This window comes from Pseudomonas nicosulfuronedens (assembly GCF_005877905.1).
GTDB lineage: Bacteria > Pseudomonadota > Gammaproteobacteria > Pseudomonadales > Pseudomonadaceae > Pseudomonas > Pseudomonas nicosulfuronedens.
Genome location: NZ_SWDV01000012.1, coordinates 58,638 through 79,194, shown reverse-complemented (window position 1 = coordinate 79,194; position 20,557 = coordinate 58,638). Strand labels below are relative to the sequence as shown.

At 65.9% G+C, this 20,557-nt stretch carries 15 protein-coding genes; 7 read left to right on the top strand and 8 right to left on the bottom strand.

Annotation, left to right across the window (positions count from 1 at the left end; all coding sequences use genetic code 11):
• Positions 1-84: 84 nt before the first annotated feature.
• Genes FAS41_RS12180 through wecB form a run of 4 tightly spaced genes read right to left on the bottom strand, consistent with a single transcriptional unit; the run spans position 85 to position 7,464 of the window.
• Complete coding sequence (locus FAS41_RS12180; protein WP_138522528.1) at positions 85-960, bottom strand: DUF4434 family protein; 876 nt, start codon at positions 958-960, stop codon at positions 85-87.
• Positions 960-4,142: an NfrA family protein gene (locus FAS41_RS12175; RefSeq protein WP_138522526.1), complete on the bottom strand. Its 3,183-nt coding sequence runs from the start codon at positions 4,140-4,142 to the stop codon at positions 960-962. Before FAS41_RS12175 ends, FAS41_RS12180 begins: the two co-directional genes overlap by 1 nt.
• Positions 4,139-6,313, bottom strand: coding sequence for a cyclic di-3',5'-guanylate-activated glycosyltransferase NfrB (nfrB, locus tag FAS41_RS12170; protein WP_138522524.1), 2,175 nt, complete (start codon positions 6,311-6,313; stop codon positions 4,139-4,141). The genes FAS41_RS12175 and nfrB overlap by 4 nt, the downstream gene beginning before the upstream one ends.
• The gene (wecB, locus tag FAS41_RS12165; RefSeq protein WP_138522522.1) at positions 6,310-7,464 is read right to left on the bottom strand and encodes a non-hydrolyzing UDP-N-acetylglucosamine 2-epimerase; all 1,155 of its coding nucleotides are present in this window, start codon (positions 7,462-7,464) and stop codon (positions 6,310-6,312) included. The genes nfrB and wecB overlap by 4 nt, the downstream gene beginning before the upstream one ends.
• A 254-nt stretch (positions 7,465-7,718) precedes the next feature.
• On the opposite strand from wecB, the gene FAS41_RS12160 reads away from it, so the two are divergent.
• The 6 genes from FAS41_RS12160 (at position 7,719) to FAS41_RS12135 (ending at position 15,671) form a co-directional block, all read left to right on the top strand.
• A complete protein-coding gene (locus FAS41_RS12160) occupies positions 7,719-8,570 on the top strand; it encodes a LysR family transcriptional regulator (RefSeq protein WP_138522520.1) in 852 nt (283 codons plus the stop codon).
• Positions 8,571-9,221: 651 nt separating this feature from the next.
• Positions 9,222-10,277, top strand: coding sequence for a putative 2-aminoethylphosphonate ABC transporter ATP-binding protein (locus tag FAS41_RS12155; protein WP_138522518.1), 1,056 nt, complete (start codon positions 9,222-9,224; stop codon positions 10,275-10,277).
• A gap of 1 nt (position 10,278) precedes the next feature.
• Positions 10,279-11,994 (top strand): putative 2-aminoethylphosphonate ABC transporter permease subunit, encoded by a 1,716-nt coding sequence (locus FAS41_RS12150; protein ID WP_138522516.1) that lies wholly within the window; start codon positions 10,279-10,281, stop codon positions 11,992-11,994.
• A 95-nt stretch (positions 11,995-12,089) separates the two neighbouring features.
• The gene (locus FAS41_RS12145; RefSeq protein WP_037012373.1) at positions 12,090-13,115 is read left to right on the top strand and encodes a putative 2-aminoethylphosphonate ABC transporter substrate-binding protein; all 1,026 of its coding nucleotides are present in this window, start codon (positions 12,090-12,092) and stop codon (positions 13,113-13,115) included.
• 218 nt (positions 13,116-13,333) lie between these two features.
• Complete coding sequence (locus tag FAS41_RS12140) at positions 13,334-14,464, top strand: TIGR03364 family FAD-dependent oxidoreductase (RefSeq protein WP_138522514.1); 1,131 nt, start codon at positions 13,334-13,336, stop codon at positions 14,462-14,464.
• 184 nt (positions 14,465-14,648) lie between these two features.
• Positions 14,649-15,671 (top strand): transporter, encoded by a 1,023-nt coding sequence (locus FAS41_RS12135; RefSeq protein WP_138522512.1) that lies wholly within the window; start codon positions 14,649-14,651, stop codon positions 15,669-15,671.
• A 172-nt stretch (positions 15,672-15,843) separates the two neighbouring features.
• Here FAS41_RS12135 and FAS41_RS12130 read toward each other — a convergent pair whose 3' ends face one another.
• From FAS41_RS12130 to phhA, 3 genes are all read right to left on the bottom strand, one after another.
• Positions 15,844-17,040, bottom strand: a complete 1,197-nt coding sequence (locus tag FAS41_RS12130; RefSeq protein WP_138522510.1) for an amino acid aminotransferase — start codon at positions 17,038-17,040, stop codon at positions 15,844-15,846.
• Positions 17,037-17,393, bottom strand: coding sequence for a 4a-hydroxytetrahydrobiopterin dehydratase (locus FAS41_RS12125; RefSeq protein ID WP_138522508.1), 357 nt, complete (start codon positions 17,391-17,393; stop codon positions 17,037-17,039). Before FAS41_RS12125 ends, FAS41_RS12130 begins: the two co-directional genes overlap by 4 nt.
• A 105-nt stretch (positions 17,394-17,498) precedes the next feature.
• Positions 17,499-18,287 carry a phenylalanine 4-monooxygenase gene (gene phhA / locus FAS41_RS12120; RefSeq protein ID WP_138522506.1) on the bottom strand — a complete coding sequence of 263 codons (789 nt, stop codon included), beginning with the start codon at positions 18,285-18,287 and terminating at the stop codon, positions 17,499-17,501.
• A gap of 259 nt (positions 18,288-18,546) precedes the next feature.
• On the opposite strand from phhA, the gene FAS41_RS12115 reads away from it, so the two are divergent.
• Entirely contained in the window at positions 18,547-20,109 is a 1,563-nt protein-coding gene (locus tag FAS41_RS12115; protein WP_138522504.1) for a sigma-54-dependent transcriptional regulator, read from the top strand.
• 44 nt (positions 20,110-20,153) lie between these two features.
• Here FAS41_RS12115 and FAS41_RS12110 read toward each other — a convergent pair whose 3' ends face one another.
• Positions 20,154-20,522 (bottom strand): hypothetical protein, encoded by a 369-nt coding sequence (locus FAS41_RS12110; protein ID WP_138522502.1) that lies wholly within the window; start codon positions 20,520-20,522, stop codon positions 20,154-20,156.
• Positions 20,523-20,557 lie beyond the last annotated feature (35 nt).

The following is a 20,557-nucleotide window of genomic DNA, read 5'->3' as shown; positions in this document are numbered from 1 at the left end:
ACGAGTGCGGGATCGCTCGCGCGAGCATAGACGAACTCACTTGCCCCCGCGCGGCGCCGGACAGGTTGCGCGCGGGGGCCGGTCTCAAGGGTGCAGGGCGCTGCCGGCGTGCGACTGCTGGTTATCCAGCAGGAGTTTGCCCCAGGGGCGATAACGGACCTCGAAGACGGCGCTGGTGTGACAGCCCGTGGAGACGCTCGAAGGTGCGGCAGGTTCGGCCCTGAAGGGCTGACCGGCAGCGCTGGTCTGACGGAAGGCTTCGCGAACGATACCGACCGGACAGGGCAGGGCGGCGGCGTAGGCCTGGCGCACGCGCTCGGGTAGTGCGCCGGTACCGGCGCCATCCTGCCACCAGACCTGCACACCCAGCCCGGCGATCTGTCCCAGCCAGTTGCCGTACACCTGCGGCGCCAGTTTACCGCCGGAGAAGGCGCTCAATTGCAGCGGTGCCTTCAGCTGGCCGGCGAAGTCCTTGAGCTGGTGCTGCAGCGCCTGGCGGCGTTCGACGGCCTGGAAGTGCCAGTCGTCCAGTTCCATCGGCAGGTACCAGGCGGCGACCGGCAGCTTCCACTGCTCGCTCACTTGCCGCTGCTGTGCCAGCGAGCGGCCGAGCTGATGTTGCCAGTAGGCTTCCAGGCCGGGGGTGTCCAGCTCGCCCTGGCGCTGGTAGTAGGCCGGGTCCATGTACAGGCCGAGGACCAATTGCAGGCCGTTGTCGTGGGCGCTTTTCAGGGAGCGCGCGAGCCAGCCGTTGGCTCCGCCGAAGTCGGAGTCGCCGTAGGCGGTCCACTGCACGATCAGGGTCTTGGCGCCCTGGGCCGCGCTGGCTCGCCAGATCTGCTGCCACTGCGCGTCGCTCAGCGAGGAGTCGACATTGAGCGGCTGATAGAACAGGCGATCATCGGCGTGCGCGGTAGCGGCAGAGAAGAGCAGGGCGAGGGTGAAAATCAGGCGGCGCATCAGAAGTTCACCTCGAGTCCCACCAGCCAGCCGTTGGCCTTCTCATAGAGATTGCCTGCCATGCCCAACTGGTATTCGGTGCGCACGGTGACGTGGGCGCGGTAGGCGTTGTAGCGATCCTCACCGTACCAGTACTGCCAGCGCAGGCCGACGCCGCTGCGCAGGTCCTGGCGCCAGTCGTTGCTCGGGTCCTGTGCGGAGAATTCAGCGAAGCCGTAGGGCATGATCGTCTGCGGCGAGTCCACCGGCAGCTTCCAGGCGTGACCCTGCTGGTAGCGCGAGACCCACTGATGGTCGCCAGCGTGGGTCCACCAGGCGAAGTCGGTGTAGAGGAAGCGCTCGTCCCAGTCGCTCTCGTCCACGCGCCAGTCGTTGCGGTACTCGCCCTGATCGAGGAAGGAGGCGGTGGCGCGCAGCAGGAAGTCGGTGGAGGTCTGGCCGTACTTGTCGCGTTTGCGGATGTAGCGCTCGAACTTCTCCGGCGTACCGATCTCGTGCCAGCGCAGACCTTCGAAGGCGTCGTCAGGATCGACGTCGTCGTTCACGGTGTTCTGCTTGTACAGCTCGCTGTAGAGGTTGAGGTTGTAGTCGCCGAAGGGCTTGTAGCGCAGGCCGAAGCCGGCAGCGAGGGTCTGGGTGTAGTTCTTGCGCCCTTCGTTGCCGGCGATCGCGCGGCCATACACCGAGAGGGTGCTGCCGTTGCGGGTCGGTTCCTCGCCCAGCGCGTGGTCCCAGATGAATGTCTGCAGGTTCTGCGATTGCGCGCGGCGGCGGTTGCCGGTCTGGTTGTCGCCATTGAGGATCGGCACCGTGGTGACACCGGCGGGCGACCAGGTGCTGGCGATGGTCAGGTTGTCGCGCTGGGACAGCGTCTGGTGCGCGCGGCGCTGGCGGTAGCGGCGGGCTTCGAGGCTGCCGTACTCGTCATCGGCTGCCACCGGCTCCTGTTCCAGGTCGATCACTCGACGCAGCTCGCGGCGGGCGGCGAAGCTGTCCTCGGCCTCGTCATAACGCCAGGCGAGGGTTTCACCCAGGCGGAAGTCCTCGGGGTAGTCACGGGTGGCGCGTTCCAGGTACGGAATCGCGGTGCGCCGTTCTTCCGGCGTGTCGGTGCCGGCCAGGCGCATGCCGTAGTCGGCGCGGAACCGCGGGTTGCTGGGCTCGCGGCGTACCGCTTCGGCCAGCCAGAGCTTGCTCTGCTGCTGGTCGCCGGCTTTCTGGGCGCTACCGGCGGCGTTGTAGAAGTGCTGGCCGTTGGGCTCGTGTTGCAGGGCCTCGCGGTGCCGGGTAAGGGCCAGTGAATAGTCGCCACGGGCATCGGCAATGTTGGCGCCCAGTGCCCAGTCGTCCGCGCTGCCCTTCTTCGCCTGCTGCCAGTAGCGTTCGGCGGTGGCGTTGTCGCCCGTCAGCAGGGCGGCACGGCTGGCAGTGAGGCGAGCGTTGTCGTTGAGTTCGCTGGCGGGCAGGGCGTTGAAGATGCGCAGCGCGCCGGCTGGGTCACCGGCGGCTTCCAGCGCATAGGCCAGCGGCAGTTGGCTGTCATGGTCGCCGTGGGCAATGGCGGCCTGGTAGTAGACCACCGCTTCGCCAGGCCGCGCGGGCATGGCGCAGCGACCAAGGGCACGCAGCTCACCGGGGGTGTTGGAGTTCGGGCTCAGGTAGCGCTGCAGGGCATCGCAGCGCCCGGCCTCGGCCAGGCGGCCGAGCAGGTAGCCGCGCGAGACCGGGTCAGCCTTGGGCAGTAGCGATTCGATGCGGGCGACATCCAGCGGGGTGTCACTGCGTGCGTGAATACTGGCGAGACGCTGCAGCAGGGCAGGGGGCAGGTTGCCGCCGCGGCGGTCGTAGGCGCTTTCGAGCAATTGCTTGGCGCGTTCGGTGCGCCCGGCGTTGAGGGCGAGGTAGCTGGCCTGGTCCAACGCCTTGAGGTCGCCGGTCTGGCGGTAGCGTTGCTCCCACAGTGCCGCGGCTTCGCCGGTACGGCCGCGGGCCTGCAGCAGTTCGGCGCGCTGGCGCACGGTATCGGGTGTCTGTGGTTGGCGCGATAGCCAGGCCAGTGCCAGATCGGTGCGTCCCTGGCGTCGCCAGGCGTCCACCAGTTGGTCGCGCCGAGCGGTGTCCCAGGGTTCGGGCAGCCGGGTGTTTTCCAGCAGGTCGGTGGCGTCCAGGCGCTGGGCCAGCACCAGCCAGGTCTTCGGATCTTCAGCGGGCTTGCACTGTTGCAGCTTCACCAGCGCCGCCGCCTGGTCATGGCGCGACAGCCACTCGGTAGTTTCCAGGCAGGGGCGGTCCTGAGCGTCGCTGAGTCTTTCCACCAGCGCCGTGTCACTGCTGTCACGGGCGACCTCCAGCAGCTGCGCCTGGCGTTTCGGGTCGTTGCGATCCTGCTCGGGCAGGGTGAGCAGCCAGCGCTTGGCGACGTCGGTCTGCTCGACGGCAATGGCGCGGTCGATGATCGCCAGCCGTGCCTGGCGCGCCGAGTCGGCATTCGGCGCTTGCTGGATCAGTTGCTCCAGCGGTTTTTCTTCCAGGCGCTGGGCGTAGGCATTGGCCAGCCGCCGCCAGTCGTCGGCAGAGAGTTGGTGGGAAGCGGCCAGCGGGGCGAGTTGGGTGATGGTGGTGTCCCAGTCGCGCAGTTGTTCGGCCCAGTTTGCCCGGGCCTCGCGTAGCACGCGGCCGTCGCTACCGGGTGGTAGGGTACCGAGCCACTCCAGCGCCTTGGCCGCGCCCTGGGTCTGGCCGAGCTTGAGGCTATAGGCTTGCCACAGACGTACACGCTCGTTGGCATCGGCGTGGGCCAGCCACTGGTTGACCTGGGCTTCGGGCGGTGGGCCGTTCTCGATCAGGTCCAGGCGCAGATTGGTCAATGCCTCGGCGCCGGCCTCGGTGCCAGCCAGTGCCTGGGCTTCCTTCTCCGCATCGGCGAAGCGCTGCTGCTTGGCCAGGGACTGGATCAGCAGCGAGCGCGCCTCGGTGTTGTTCGGTACACGGTCGAGCAGATGGCGCATCAGGCGTTCGACTTCCGCCCAGTTGTTCTTCTTCGCTTCCTTGTAGCCCTTGTCGAGGTAGGGGAAGCTGCGGAAGCGCTGGAACTCCGTGAGCTGGTCATCGGCGGCCTGCGCGAGCGGGGCGGCGATGCTCGCCAGGATGAGGCCGTAAAGCAGGGGTTGTTGCGGTTTCACACGGCCTCCCGGGCGATGCGATAGGCCTCGTGCTGTTCATTGGCCTGTTCCTTGAGCGCTTCCTCAAGTACCTGTTGGGTAATGATGCCGCGCTTGATCAGGTGCTCGCCGAGCGAATCCTGCTCCGGATCGAAATCGATCAGCGCCTGGTTGAACAGGCTGGGAGGCACCATCCCGCGTACCTGCAACAGGGTGCCGAACATCACCAGGTGGCCGCAGATGCGCTCGATGAGCGCCTCATCGCCCTGCCGGCTTTGCAGCGTGTCGAGGATGAAGCGGGTTTCTTCACTCTGGTGGCGGCCGCCATACCAGTGGCGCAGGCCGAGGGTGACGCGGCCCTGTGGGGCGAGCTGGCTGCGTACGGGGCGTTTGAGGTGGCGGCTGATAGCGCCGAGGGATACCTGGCTGAACTGCTGCTCGCCGGCGAGCACCAGGGTGTCGCCTTCGATAGCCACCGGCAGCACGGCGTAGCGCAGCGCGAGCTTGCGCGGCAGCGCCGCGATCAGCTTCGGATCGAGGGTGAAGGGATTGAGCGGCGCCCATTCCTCGCCCAGTTCCTCGGCCAGGGTTTCCACCAGTTGCGTGCTGTTGATCTGCTCGCGCAGCAGTAACTCGCGGCCCAGCCGGCGGCGAACCGGGCTGGTCAGTGCCGATTGCAGCTGTTCTTCACTGATCAGGCCCTTTTCCTTCAGGCGCTGGCCCAGCGGCGTGCGCTGCGGGCCGGCGAGGGCGGGGAATTCGTGGGTGGTCTTGTCCCAGGCCACGCGGCGCGAGTCGCCCATCTCCATTACCTGCTTGAGCGCGCGCAGGTTGGCGAAGAAGTTGACGAAGTTGCTCCACATCATCCGCGGCGCCGACAGCAGCCCCTCGAAGATGCCGTAGAAGCGGGTGACGAACCAGAAGCGCTGGAACAGCCGGTTGAGCAGCATCAGGCCGTTGAGGAACAGCAGCACCACCAGCAACTGGCTGCCTTCCAGGATCGACGGGAACCGCCAGGCGTTGGGCGACAGGCTGGTGATCAGCCACATGGTGATCAGCACCAGGAACAGCAGGTTGACCAGGAAGCTCAGCAGGTAGGCGATCAGCCCCCGGCGGTCGCGCCAGAGAAAGTAGTTGAGCATGCCCTTGCGGCTCCAGCCCAGGTTGCGCGTGCCCTGGAAGACGATCCCGGTGATCCACCGCGACTTCTGCCGGATGGCGTGCTGCCAGGTGCGCGGGAAGTGTTCGCGCACACAGATGACCTGCGAGAAGCGCCGGTCCATGCCCGGCACCCAGGTGCTCTTGAGCGCCAGTTGCGGGTCGGTGATGGAGTAGCGGGCGAAGATGCACTTCATGCCCTTCTGCTTGAGGCGGAAGCCGATGTCGTAGTCCTCGGTAAGACTCTGCACATCGAAGGCGATGCCGTCGCCGTCTTCCAGCAGCGCGGCGATGGCGCGGCGGCTGAAGCAGGTGCCGACACCGGCACTGGGCACCTGGCCGGTCAGCGCCTCGCGCACCGGGACGTCCTTGCCGTGGTTCTCGGCGAACTCGTCGACGTAGTGGCCGGCGGTGAAGCCGGTCCATTCCGGAGCGTAGGGGTAGACCGGGATCTGGATCAGGTCCTTGGCCGGTAGCAGGTAGTTGAACAGGCGCAGTTCCAGCGGCGAGATGACGTCTTCGGCGTCATGCAGGATGAAGCCTGCGAACTCTATCTTGGCGTCGGCCTCGAAACGCAGGATGGCATCGATGATGTTGTTCAGGCAGTCGGCCTTGCTGGTGGGGCCGGGGCGCGCGCAGACCACCTTGTGCACGTTGGGGTAGTGCAGGCAGACCGCGTCGACGTCCGCCTGGGTCTGCGGGTCGTTGGGGTAGGTGCCGACGAATATCTGGTAGTTCTCGTAGTCCAGCGTCGAAGCCGCCAGGCGAGCCATCTCGCCCACCACGCCGACCTCGTTCCAGGCCGGCACCATGATTGCCAGCGGCTTTTCCGGGGCAGCGAAGAGGCGCTCTTCGTCGGCGCGGTCGAAGCGGTTGTAGATGCGGAAGCGGCGCACCAGCACCCGGCCCCAGTACACCAGGTCGATGAACAGGTCATCCAGGCCGAGCAGGAACATCAGCGCGGCCAGGATGATCGCCAGGTACTTCAGGGCATAGAGAACGTAAGTGAGGATATCGACCAGTTCGAGGCTCATTCGAACTCGCTTGGCGTGCGTGATTCACCGAACCAGGACAGCAGCCGGGCGACGATCTTCTCGCTGGCGTGGCCGTCGCCATAAGGGCTGAAGACCCGGCTCATCTGTTCGTAGACTTCCTCGTCGCGCAGCAGGTGGCTGGCTTCGCTGACGATGCGGCCGGTGTTGGTGCCCACCAGCACCACGGTGCCGCCTTCCAGCACGGCGGGGCGCTCGGTGACGCGGCGCAGCACCAGCAGCGGTTTGCCCAGCGCCGGGGCTTCTTCCTGGATGCCGCCCGAGTCGGTGAGGATGATGTACGCGCGGTCCATCAGCCAGACGAAGTGCTGGTAGTCCTGCGGGGCGATCAGGTGGATGTTGGGCTTGTCCGAGAGCAGGCCGTAGACGGCGTTCTGCACCTGCGGGTTGAGGTGCACCGGGTAGACGAAGTCCACGTCGGGGAAGCGCTGGCCGAGCTCGGCCAGGGCCAGGCAGATGCGCTCGAAACCCTTGCCGAAGTTTTCCCGGCGGTGGCCGGTTATCAGCACGACGCGGCGGTCCCCGGTGAACTTGGCCAGGGGGGAATCGGCAGCGGGTGTCCAGTTGGTTTCGTGCAGGTGCTCGCGCATCCACAGCAGGGCATCGATCACCGTGTTGCCGGTGACTTCGATCTGGTCGATGTTCACCCCTTCGCGCAGCAGGTTGTCACGCGAGGCCTTGGTCGGTGGGAAGTGGAGGTCGGCGATCACCGCGGTGAGGCGGCGGTTGGCTTCTTCCGGCCAGGGCTGGTGGATGTTGCCGGTGCGCAGGCCTGCTTCGACGTGCCCCACCGGGATCTGCCGGTGGAAGGCGGTGAGAGCGGCAATGAAGCTGGTGGTGGTGTCCCCGTGGACCAGCACGATATCCGGGCGATGGCGGTCGTAGCTGTCGTCCAGCTTGCCCATCATCTGCAGGGCCAGGCTGTTGAGCGTCTGGCCCTGGGTCATGACGTCGAGGTCTTCGTCCACCTCGAGTTCGAAGGAGTTCAGCACTTGCTGTAGCATCTCGCGATGCTGGCCGGTGGAGCAGATGCGCAGCTCGATTTCCGGGGTACGGCGCAGAACGCGGGCGAGCGGGGCCATCTTGATGGCTTCCGGACGGGTGCCGAAAACCATGGTGACTTTGTACTTCATCAATTGCTCCTTGGGCGTGCCCTTGTGAGGCCGCCTTCGGTTTCCATGTGGGATTTTTCCAAGGGCAATGAAAGTCGCTCAAGTCCGGGCTGTCCAGCGACAACTGGTGTTGCCAGTGATACAGGTCAGGTACATTGACCTTTTAGAGTGTTTTGTCGCCTGGCTGCAGGCCGCGTCGCCAGTGGGCTGGCGCCGGTTTGCCGACAGCGCCGAGAAAAAATGTTGATGAATTTTTCGAAAAGGCGGATCGGTCGATGCTGAGCGCGGAATTGAAGGCGTTCTACCGGGTAGCGAAGCTGGGCAGCATCACCCAGGCGGCGAAGAAGCTCGGTCTCAGCCAACCCACTGTGACCACGCAGATCCGCAACCTGGAAAGCCAGTACGCGGTGGAGCTGTTCTATCGAGGCGGCCGTCGCCTGACCCTGAGCGATGAGGGCGCGCGCCTGTTGCCGATGGTCGAGGCGCTGTTGCAGCAGGAAGCCGACATCGAGTTCTACCTGCGCAACTGTGGGCAGATGCAGGGCGCCCTGCGCATCGGCGCCACCTCTCCTTATTATGTGCTCGGGCTGATCAAGAATTTCCGCGAGCGCTTCCCGCAGATCGAAGTGTCGGTGGAGATCGGCAACTCCCAGCAAGTGCTTGAATCGCTGATCGAGTGCCGGGTCGACCTGGCTGCCTCCTCGCAGCAGGTGGATGATGCGCGCCTGACCCGTGTGGTGCTGGGGAGCGATCCGCTGGTGCTGGCGGTGCACCGCAGTCACCCGCTGGCGGCACTGCAGTCGGTGAGCCTGGGCGACTTGCGCAACCATTGCCTGCTGATGCGCGAGGCGGGCTCGACCACCCGCCAGCTGACCGAGGCGATGTTGCAGCAGGCGGGGGTGACGCCGGCCTCGATGCTGGAAATCGGCAGCCGCGAATCGATCCGCGAGGCAGTGATCCGCAACCTCGGCGTGAGCATCATCGCTCGCCAGGAAGTGCCGGATAACCCGCAGTTGTGCGTACTGGAGATCAAGGGTGCGAGCCTGATCGACGAGTACCTGTATTGCCTGAAGGATCGGCGGCAGGCGCGGTTGCCGAGTGCGTTTCTGGCGTTGGCGCAGGCGTAGAGGCTGGCTCCTGGGGGGAGGCCATACCCGCGATTCGTTGGCAGAGCTGGTGCATGCCCAGGCTTTCCTGCTTTGGCTTTTGTATTTCAGCGTCGCTTCGGCGTGCGCGGTGAGATCTTGTTTCGCCCCCTCGGGCGACCGCCTTTGGAAAGACCCAAAGGAGGCAAAGGTCTTGCCCCTGTCATCCGGTTTTTCGCCTAGGCGAAAAATACCCTCGCTGAAGCGAAGTTTCAGGGGCACGCCACGACGGGCCATCCCTGGCCCATCGCGGCTCTCGCGGCATCCATGCCGCTCAACCCCTGAAACTCCGCTTCAACGAGGCCTCCTGAACGGGGCGGTCCGGAGTGTGCGGCTGTTTCTCTGGAAGTCTTCTATAAGCCGGAGCCTGTCTTTCCTGTAGGAGCGAGCTTGCTCGCGAACCTGCACGGCACGGTGCCCGGCGGTTCGCGAGCAAGCTCGCTCCTACAAGTCGGCTCAAGTATGGGGCCATCTACGCAAATTTTTTCGCCCCCATACCCAAATCTGCCTATGGATCTATCGGCGCACTTGGCCCTTTAGCAATAGTGCCGTCGCAATCCGTCCCTAGCATGGACCTCGTTCCTTCACGCCATGGCTCACGCGGCGTGGACCACAAGAAGACGAGGTACCGCCATGCATCCCACCCTCACCGGCACACCGCTCAGCGTGCGCCATATCCGCAAGCGCTTCGGCCAGTTCGTCGCCCTCGACGGCGTGTCGCTGGACGTCAAGGCCGGTGAGCTGGTTTGCCTGCTCGGCCCGTCGGGTTGCGGCAAGACCACTCTGCTGCGCTGCATTGCCGGTCTCGAGCAACAGGACGACGGTACCCTGCACCTGGGCCAGCGCGATGTCTCGAACCTGCCGCCGCAGGCGCGGGACTACGGCATCCTGTTCCAGTCCTACGCGCTGTTCCCCAACCTCACGGTCGAGCAGAACATCACCTACGGCCTCACGAACGCGAGCAAGGATGAAGCCCGCCGCCGCGTCGCCGAGATGCTCGAGCTGGTCGGCCTGACCGGCAGCGAGAAGAAGTACCCCGGCCAGCTCTCCGGCGGCCAGCAGCAGCGCGTCGCCATGGCTCGCGCACTGGCGCCAAGCCCGTCGCTGCTGCTGCTCGACGAGCCGATGTCGGCGCTGGATGCGCGCGTCCGCGAGCACCTGTGTGGCGAGTTGCGTCAATTGCAGAAGAACCTGGGCATCACCACCGTGATGGTCACCCACAACCAGGACGAGGCCATGCTGATGGCCGACCGCATCGCGGTGATGAACCACGGGCGCATCGAGCAGTACGGCACCGCCCAGGAGATCTACAGCACCCCGAGCACGCCCTTCGTTGCCGAGTTCGTCGGCCAGGGCAACTGGTTGCCCTTCGAGCGCGGCAACGATGGCCACGCCCGCGTCGGCAGCCTCAGCCTGCGCTTGCCGAGCCAGGCGTCCAGTGCCTCGGGTCGCCTGTTCTGCCGCCCGGAAGCGATCAGCGTGAACCCCGCCGTACACCAGGAAAACCTGTTCCGTGCGCAGATCCGCGAGATCACCTTCCTGGGCAACCGCTGCCGCATGAGCTTCGAGCTGGAGCAACTGCCGGGCCACGCGCTGTTGGCGGAGCTGGCGCCGGAGGACATGCCGCGCCTGGGTACGCCGGACATCTGGGTGTCGCTGCCCCCGCGCAGCCTGCAGGTGTTCGCCTGAGATGGAAGCCGTGGTGAAGCACAGCTCGGCGCTGTCCGCCGGCAAGGTACGTGGCGATCTGGGTGATCGTCTGTTCGTCCGTGGCGGCAAATACCTGCTGCTGCTCCTGCTGACCCTCGCGGTGCTGATGCCGCTGCTGGCCATCTTCTGGCGCGGCTTCAGCGGCGAGGCAGGGCAGGGCGGCGGCCTGGCGGCCATGGGCGAGTTGCTGCGCAGCGATAACTTCCACTGGCTGCTGGGCAACAGCCTGAAGGTTTCCGTGAGCGTCGCGTGCATCGTCGTGCCGGCAGCCTATCTGTTCGCCTACGCGCTGCAACGCACGCTGATCCCGGCCAAGGGCCTGTGGCGCGGGATTTCCCTGCTGCCGCTGCTGGCGCCGTCGATGCTGCCGGGCATCGCGCTGATCTACCTGTTCGGCAACCAGGGCCTGCTGCGTCACCTGCTGTCCGACAACATCTACGGTTTCTGGGGCATCGTCCTCGGCGAGGCGATCTACACCTTTCCCCATGCGCTGATGATCCTGCTCTCGGCGCTGTCGCTGGCTGATGCGCGCCTGTTCGATGCTGCCTCCAGCATGGGCGCCGGTCCGTGGAAAGCCTTCCGCAGCATCACCTGGCCGGCTTCGCGCCAGGGTGTGTTCGCCGCCTTCTGCCTGGTGTTCACCCTGACCATCACCGACTTCGGCGTGCCAGTCGTGGTGGGCGGCGACTATCAGGTGCTGGCACTGGAAGCCTACAAGGCGGTGGTTGGCCAGCAACAGTTCGGCCGTGGCGCGCAGATCGGCATGATCCTGCTGCTGCCGGCGCTGCTCAGCTTCGCCGTCGACACCTGGCTGCGCCGCCGCCAGGGCGACGCCATGAGCGGCCGAGCACAGGTCTACCATCCCAAGCCTTCGCGCCGTCGCGATGCCGCCTTCCTCGCCATCGTTGTACTGATCAGCGCGGTGCTGTTGGGCGTGCTGGGCATGGCCGTGTACTCCTCGCTGGTGAAGTTCTGGCCCTATAACCTTTCGCTGTCGCTGAACCACTACGACTTCAACACCACTGCCGGTGGCGGTTGGCTGGCCTACCGCAACAGCCTGACCATGGCCGCCTGTACTGCGATCATCGGCAGCGCGCTGATCTTCACCGGCGCCTACCTGATCGAGAAGACCCGCGAGCAGCGCTGGCTGAGCCAACTGCTGCGCATGCTCTGCTTTGTGCCGATGGCCGTGCCGGGTCTCGTGCTGGGCCTGGGCTACGTGTTCTTCTTCAACCTGCCGGGCAACCCGCTGCATGTGTTCTACGGCAGCATGGCGCTGCTGGTGGTGTGCACCATCGCCCACTACCTGACCACCGCGCAGATGACCGCCACCGCCGCGCTGCGCCAGCTCGACGGCGAATTCGAGGCCGCCGCGCTGTCGCTGAAGATGCCGCTATGGCGCCATTACCTGCGCGTCACGGTGCCGATCTGCCTGCCGGCGCTGCTGGACATCACCCGCTACCTGTTCGTCTCGGCGATGACCACGGTCTCGGCGGCGATCTTCCTCTACAACCCGGACACCATCCTCGCCGCCGTCGCCGTGCTGAACATGGACGACTCCGGCAACGTCGGCGGCGCCGCCGCCATGTCGACCCTGATCCTGCTCACCTCCGCGGCTGTGTCGTTGCTGCTGGCCGGCGCATCGCGCGGCCTGCTGCGCCGTTCCCAGGCCTGGAGGACGGGCGCGAACCCGTAACACCGCTGGACGCTGTCGCCCGGCGTCTACCTGCCGGGCTCAACCCCTGACAAACCCGCCCCGAGCGGGAGACCAACACTGCCAAGGAGCTCCACATGTTCAAACGTCTTGCCCTCGCCGCCGCCGTGGTGGCCGGCTTCGCCGCCCAGGTCCACGCCGCCGACACCGAACTGACCGTCTATACCGCCCTGGAACCGGAACAGCTGACCGCCTACAAGCAGGCCTTCGAAGCCGAGAACCCGGACATCAAGATCAAGTGGGTGCGTGATTCCACCGGCATCGTCACCGCCAAGCTGCTGGCCGAGAAGGATCGTCCGCAGGCCGACGCCGTCTGGGGCCTGGCTGCTTCCAGCCTGGCCATCCTCGACCAGCAGGGCATGCTGGAGAAATACGCGCCCAAGCACCTGGACGCCATCGGCAAGAACTACCGCGACCCGGCTAACCCGCCGGCGTGGGTCGGCATGGACGTCTGGGCCGCGACCATCTGCTTCAACACCGTCGAGGCCGAGAAGCTGGGCCTGGAGAAGCCAGTGAGCTGGCAGGACCTGACCAAGCCGGAATACAAGGGCAAGATCGTCATGCCGAATCCGGCGTCCTCGGGCACCGGCTTCCTCGACGTCTCCGCCTGGCTGCAGACCTTCGGCGAGAAGCAGGGTTGGGCCTACATGGACGCCCTGCACGAGAACATCGGCCAGTACGTCCACTCTGGCTCCAAGCCGTGCAAGCTGGCCGCCGCCGGCGAGTTCCCGATCGGCATCTCCTTTGAGTACCCGGCCGTGCAGCTCAAGCGCCAGGGCGCACCGCTGGACATCGTCCTGCCGAAGGAAGGCCTGGGCTGGGAAATCGAAGCCACCGGTATCGTGAAAGGCACCCAGCATGAAGCCGCCGCGAAGAAGCTCGCCGACTTCTCTGCCAGCCCGAAAGCCATGGAGCTGTACAAGGAAAACTTCGCCGTGCTGGCCCAGCCGGGCATCGCCAAGCCGCAGACCGAACTGCCGGCCGACTACGAGCAGCGCCTGATCAAGAACGACTTCGCCTGGGCCTCGAAGAACCGCGACGAGATCCTCGCCGAGTGGCGCAAGCGCTATGACGGCAAGTCGGAAAAAGTCGCTCAGAAGTAATTGCCTGAGTGGGGGCTCCCTCTCCCTAGCCCTCTCCCTGAAGGGAGAGGGAACCCTCAGCAGCAGAGCGTGATCCCGCGTTCATCCTGCTGCACTCCTGATATCGTTGCCGTTGTTCGCCTGGGCGCACATGGCAGAACCCGCACACCGAACAGCCCCCTCTCCCTTCAGGGAGAGGGTTGGGGAGAGGGGCTCTTCACCGCGCAGGACTTACCCTGATGACCCAGATTCACTGCGACGTCGCCATCGTCGGCGCCGGCATCCTCGGCCTTTCCCACGCCTACGCCGCTGCCCGTCGCGGCCTCTCCGTGCGCGTCTTCGAGCGCACCGCCACACCCCTGGGAGCTTCGGTACGCAACTTCGGCCAGGCGCTGGTCACCGGCCAGCCGCCGGGCGTGATGTCGGACCTGGCCCGCGCCAGCCGGCCGATCTGGGCGCAGTGGGCGGAAGGCGCGGGGTTCTCCCTGCGGCGCAACGGCTCGCTGCTGTTCGCCCGCACCGAAGCCGAGGAGCATCTGCTGGAAGCCTTCTGCGCCGGGCGCGCCAGGGAGCTGGACTACCGTGTAGGCCTGCTGCGCGGCAGCGAACTGAACGACCTCTACCAGGGCCATTTCCGCCACCACCGCGCGGCGTTGCTCGGCTTCGATGACCAGCAACTGTATTCCCGCGAGGCGCTGCCGAGCCTGATCGACTACCTGCGCCGCGAGTACGGCGTGGCGTTCCACTTCTCCACCCTGGTGCGTGACGTCGACACCGGCGTGCTGCGCACGACGGCAGGCACCTTCACCGCCGGGCAGGTGCTCGTCTGCTCCGGGCATGACTACCAGACCCTGCTGGCCGAGGTCATTGCGCCGCTGGAGCCGCAGGTGTGCCGCCTGCAGATGCTGCGCGCCCGCCCACAGGTCGACTTCGGTCTCGCCCATTCGATCCTCACCGGCCTGAGCTGCGTACATTACGGCGCCTTCTCCGACCTGCCTGAGTCCGAGGCGGTGCGCGAGCAGATCCGCCGCGAGACGCCGGAGCTGGAAGAGCAGGGCATCCACCTGCTGATCAGCCCGACGCCCCATGGCGAGCTGATCATCGGCGACTCCCACCACTACGGCAGCGACGCGGCGCCGTTCAATGCCGAGCTCGTCGACCGCTTGATGCTGGCGCTGGCCGAGGACACCCTGGGCATGCGTGTCGACGTGGTCGAGCGCTGGCAGGGTGTCTACGGCTCGCGCGGACCGGGGCCGTTCTCGGTACTGCAGGCCGCCGACGGCATCACCGCCGTGCTGATGCATACCGGCGTGGGCATGAGCATCGGTCCGGCGCTGGGCGAGCGCACTGTCGCGGCGCTGTTTGGCTGAGGCCTGTCACATGGCTGTCATTCGTCGTTCATGGGCCTCTGATAACACCAGAGGGCGGGCGTGATCTGCTCTTCGTAGGAGCGAGCTTGCTCGCGAACAGTCCGTGCCGTGCGGGTTCGCGAGCAAGCTCGCTCCTACAGGGCCGGTTTCAAGCCCGCATTACGGCCTCAAGAACCGCAGCCCCATGAACCACAGCATCGTCCAGAGCCATCAGGATTCCGACCTGTTCGGCCTGCTTTATGGCTTCAGCTTCCGCCCCGACCAGCCGGGGCTCGAGATCGATTCGCCCACTGCCCTGCAGCGCCTGCAGGAGCCACGCGCGGCGGATGAATTCCTCTGGCTGCATTTGAACCTCGCGCACGCGGCTTGCGAGCGCTGGATGAAGTCGCACCTCGAACTGCCCGACTACTTCTTCGAGACCCTGCGCGAAGGCTCGCGCTCCACCCGCATCGAGCATGTGGATGGCGCGCTGCTGGCGGTGGTCAACGACGTGGTATTCGACTTCAGTAGCCGCATGTCCTCGGACATCGCCACCCTCTGGGTCTGCGCCCGTGGTCGCCTGCTGGTCACCGCCCGCGCGCAGCCGCTGCGCTCGGTGGACACGCTGCGCTCCTCGGTGAAGCATGGCGAGCGCTTCAACTCGCCACTGGAGCTGCTGATCCACCTGCTGCGCGATCAGGGCGAAATCCTCACCCGCATCGTCCGCGAGACCAGCATCAGCGTGGATCGCATCGAGGACCAGCTGCTGTCCTCGCGCCTCTCCGCCAGCCGCGCCGACCTGGGCGCCATGCGCCGTGTGCTGGTGCGCCTGCAACGCCTGCTGGCGCTGGAGCCGGGCTCGCTGATGCGCCTGCTCAACCGCCCGCCGGTGTGGCTGACCGAGGACGATGTGCGCGTGCTGCGCGAGGCCACCGAGGAGTTTTCCCTGGTGATCAACGACCTCACCGCGCTGGGCGAACGCATCAAGCTGCTGCAGGAAGAGATCGCCGCGAAGATCAACGAGCAGAGCAACCGCACGTTGTTCACCCTCACCGTGGTCACGGTGTTGGCGTTGCCGATCAACATCATCGCCGGCTTCTTCGGCATGAACGTCGGCGGCATTCCCTTCTCCAGCGACCCCGAAGGCTTCTGGATTCTGGTGGTACTGGTGGCCAGCTTCACCGGCCTGGCCGGGCGCTGGGCGTTCCGCAAGCGCGACGATTACTGACCAACGTCGCATGGGTGCTTTGTAGGAGCGAGCTTGCTCGCGAACCGCGCAACTCCGAGTGGCCGGAAACACTGTTCGCGAGCAAGCTCGCTCCTACAGGTAAGGCAAGGCCCCCGATTTTCGGGCAAAAAAAGACCGGCACGCTGGCCGGTCGAATGGGAAGAAATCGTCGTCAGCGGCAGACGCGGGCGATGGCCGCCGCCAGGTGGTCCAGGCGCTCGCCGTCGAGCCCGGCAATGTTGGCGCGGCCGCTGCTCACCAGGTAGATGCTGTGCTCCTCGCGCAGGATTCGCACCTGCTCGGCCTGCAGGCCGGTGTAGGAGAACATGCCGCGCTGGATGGCGATATGCGCGAAACGCTCCGCCAGCCCATGGGGACGCAGGGCCTCGACCAGGCCGATGCGCAGGTCGGCGATACGCCCGCGCATGCCGTCCAGTTCGTCCAGCCAGAGATTCTTCAGCTCCGGATCGCCGAGGATGGTGGCGACCACTTCCGCGCCGTGGGCCGGCGGGGTGGACCACAGGTTGCGGGCAAACAGCGCCAGTTGGCTGCGGATGTCGGTGAGCTTGTCGGCGTTCTCGGCGCAGACGATCAGCGCGCCGACGCGGTCGCGGTAGAGGCCGAAGTTCTTCGAGCAGGAGCTGGTGATCAGCACCTCCGGCAGGCGTTCGGCGAGCAGGCGCACAGAGTAGGCGTCCTCTTCAAGCCCGTCGCCCAGGCCCTGGTAGGCGAAGTCCAGCAGCGGCAGCAGTTCGCGGCGGCGGACGATTTCCAGCACGCGCTGCCACTGGTCATGATCCAGGTCGAAGCCGGTGGGGTTGTGGCAGCAGGCGTGCAGCAGCACCACGTCGCCCTGGGGAATCTTCCCCAGCATGGCGAACATGGCGTCCGCGTCGAGGCGGTTGTCCGCGCCGACGTAGGGGTAGTGCTTGATCGGCACGCCGGCGGCGGCGAACAGCGTTTCGTGGATCGGCCAGGTCGGGTCGCTCAGCCAGATGCTTTTGCCCGGCAGGCAGTGGGCGATGAACTCCGCCGCCAGGCGCAGCGCTCCAGTGCCGCCGGGTGTCTGGGTGGCATCGGCGCGGGAGTCGGCCAACAGGGGCGAGGTGACGCCCAGCACCAGCTCGCACAGGCGCGCGGCAAACAGCGCGTCACCGTGGCTGCCGACGTAGCTCTTGGTGGTCTCGGTATCGACCAGGCGCTGTTCGGCGAGCTTCACCGCGCGGGGGATCGGCGTGAGGCCCTGGACGTCCTTGTAGACGCCCACGCCAAGGTCGAGCCGCGCGGGGTTGGGGTCCGCCCGGTAGGCTTCGAGCAGGCCCAGGATCGGGTCGCCCGGTACGCGGGTGACCTTGGCGAAATGGCTCATTTGCGTCCCTCTGCTGTCGCGGCCAGCTCGTCGGTGCGCGCGGCCATGATGAAGTCGTTGCGGTGCAGGCCCTTCAGTTCGTGGCTCCACCAGGTGACGGTGACCTTGCCCCACTGGGTCAGCAGGTCGGGGTGGTGGCCTTCTTCCTCGGCAATGGCGCCCACCGCATTGGTGAAGGCCAGGGCGTGCCTGAAGTTCTTGAACAGGAAGACCCGCTCCAGTTCCATGTGATTGTCACGGACCTCGATGTTCCAGTCCGGAATCTGCTTGATGAGCACTGCCAGTTCTTCATCGGACACCTTCGGGGCGTCGGCGCGGCAGGCTTCGCAATGGGCTTGGGTGAGTGCGGTCATGAAAGGTTCTCCTTGTCGTGGGGTGGCATAGGAGTGCGCTCGCGAACCATCTTAGGCTCGCGAGCACGTCTCATCCTAGGCACAGATGGGATCGATTGCAGCGGATCAGGCGGCCTGTTTCGGCGGAAACTTCGGTGCATGCAGGCCCAGGCGCATGGCTTCGCGTACCAGCGCCATGATGTCCTCATGGGCCAGCTCGAAGAGCCGCTTGAGCTCGGGAAGCACGAAATACAGGGGCTGCAGGATGTCGATGCGGTACGGCGTGCGCATGCATTCCAGCGGGTTGAACGGCTGGTGCTCGGGCGTACTGGAGAGGCTGTAGACCGTCTCCTTGGGCGACGAGAGGATGCCGCCGCCATAGATTCGCAAGCCCTGCGGGGTGTCCAGCAGGCCGAATTCGATGGTCATCCAGTAGAGGCGGGCGAGGAACACGCGTTCTTCCTTGCTGGCGGCCAGGCCGAGTTTGCCGTAGGTGTGGGTGAACTCGGCGAACCAGGGGTTGGTGAGCAGCGGGCAGTGGCCGAAGATCTCGTGGAAGATGTCCGGCTCCTGCAGGTAGTCCAGCTCTTCCGGGGTGCGGATGAAGGTGGCGACGGGGAACTGCTGGCTGGCCAGCAGCTCGAAGAAGGTCTGGAACGGAATCAGTGCCGGCACCCGCGCCACGCGCCAGCCGGTGGTGGCCTGGAGCACCTGGTTGACTTCGCCCAGTTGCGGGATGCGCTCATGGGGCAGGCCGAGCTGCTCGATGCCGTCCAGGTATTCCTGACACGCGCGGCCCTCGATCACTTTCAACTGGCGGGTGATCAGCGTATTCCAGACCTGATGTTCGGCTTCGGGGTAGTGGATAAAGCCATCTTCATCAGGTTGGCGGGCCACGTACTGCGTTGTCTTCATGGAGTCTCCGGCGTCGAGCTGCCTGTTCTTGTGATGACTCACAAATAGCGCGATGCGTCCCGGTGATCAGCCCCCTGGCGCTGCGCTGGAACGCGCCAAACGCAGATATCCGTAAAGAAATGATTACGCTTGGCGGCGCAGGTATCCGGCCATGGCTTGAAGGTGGGGTGATCTGTCACATATTCTTGACGGTAATTTCCGGCCGCCTTGCGAAAATCCGTGCCGGAGCGCCCCCCACAACGACAACCACGGGCCCGCCATGCGCATCAAAGTGCACTGCCAGAACCGCGTCGGTATCCTGCGCGACATCCTTAACCTGCTGGTCGACTACGGCATCAACGTCAACCGCGGCGAGGTCGGCGGCGAGCAGGGCAACGCCATCTACCTGCTCTGCCCGAACCTCATCAACCTTCAGTTCCAGTCGCTCAAGCCCAAGCTCGAAGCGGTGCCCGGTGTATTCGGCGTCAAGCGTGTCGGCCTGATGCCCAGCGAGCGCCGCCACCTGGAGCTGAATGCGCTGCTGGCGGCGCTGGAGTTCCCGGTGCTGTCCATCGACATGGCCGGGCAGATAGTCGCCGGTAACCGTGCCGCTGCGCAGTTGCTGGGTGTGCGCGTGGATGAGGTTCCGGGCATCCCGCTGTCACGCTACGTCGAAGACCTCGACCTGCCGGAGCTGGTGCGGGCCAACAAGGCGCGCATCAATGGCCTGCGGGTGAAGGTGAAGGGCGATGTGTTCCTCGCCGACATCGCGCCGCTACAGACCGAACATGACGAAAGCGAAGCGCTGGCCGGTGCCGTGCTTACGTTGCACCGTGCCGACCGCGTCGGCGAGCGCATCTACAACGTACGGCGCCTGGAGCTGCGCGGCTTCGACAGCATCTTCCAGAGTTCGCGGGTGATGGCTGCCGTGGTCCGCGAAGCGCGGCGCATGGCGCCGCTGGACGCGCCGCTGCTGATCGAAGGCGAGACGGGCACCGGCAAGGAGCTGCTGGCCCGCGCCTGCCACCTCGCCAGCCCGCGCGGGCAGTCGCCATTCATGGCGCTGAACTGCGCCGGCCTGCCCGAATCCATGGCCGAGACCGAACTGTTCGGCTACGGCCCCGGCGCCTTCGAAGGCGCCCGTCCGGAAGGCAAGCTCGGCCTGCTGGAGCTGACCGCTGGCGGCACGCTGTTTCTCGACGGTGTCGGCGAGATGAGCCCGCGCCTGCAGGCCAAGCTGCTGCGCTTCCTGCAGGACGGCTGCTTCCGCCGCGTGGGCAGCGACGAAGAGGTTTACCTGGACGTGCGGGTGATCTGTGCGACCCAGGTGGACCTGTCCGAGCTCTGCACCAAGGGCGAATTCCGCCAGGACCTCTACCACCGCCTCAACGTGCTGTCGCTGCACATCCCGCCGCTGCGCGAATGCCTGGATGGCCTGGAACCGCTGGTGGAACACTTCCTCGACCAGGCCAGTCGGCAGATCGGCTGTTCGCTGCCCAAGCTCTCGCCACAGGCGCTGGACCGCCTCGGCCGCTATCACTGGCCGGGCAATGTACGGCAGCTGGAGAACGCGCTGTTCCAGGCGGTTTCACTGTGCGAAGGCGGCACCATCCGCCCCGAACACATTCGCCTGCCGGACTATGGCGCGCCGCATCCGCTGGGGGACTTCTCCCTGGACGGCGGACTGGATGCCATTGTCGGGCGGTTCGAGAGGGCAGTGCTGGAGCGTCTCTACCGCGAGCACCCGAGCAGCCGGCAGCTGGGCAAGCGGCTGGGGGTGTCGCACACCACCATTGCCAACAAGCTGCGGATGCATGGGTTGGGGCACAACGAGGAGTCCTGACCGCGCCCTGCCCGTGACTCATCGGCAGAGCCGACGGCTCTCCGTCACCAGGTCTTCGGCCGATACCCCTTCACGCAGGCCCGCACCTCATCGTCGATCACATTCCCCGGCTTGATGCAGTCGGACAGCTTGCGTGGGCTGTCGCTATAGGGTGAGGCCGCGGGCGCCGCCTCGACTCCGGTCGGAGACAGGCCCAGCCGGCTTTGCAGCACCACCCAGCGCTCCGCCAGCCAGGCATGGCTGGCTGGATCGCGCCACAGGGCGGTGCCGGCGGCGAGGATCAGCAACGGAACGAGAAACCACAGCAACGGCTTCACCAGCATCCGCCAGTTGCGTTTTGGGTCTTCGGGCGGCTTCTGCCGGTTCTGTTGCCGGACCTGCTCCCAGTAATAGTCGCGATCACGGTCGCTCATCGAATGTCATTCCGCCGGGTGGATGAGTGAAGAGT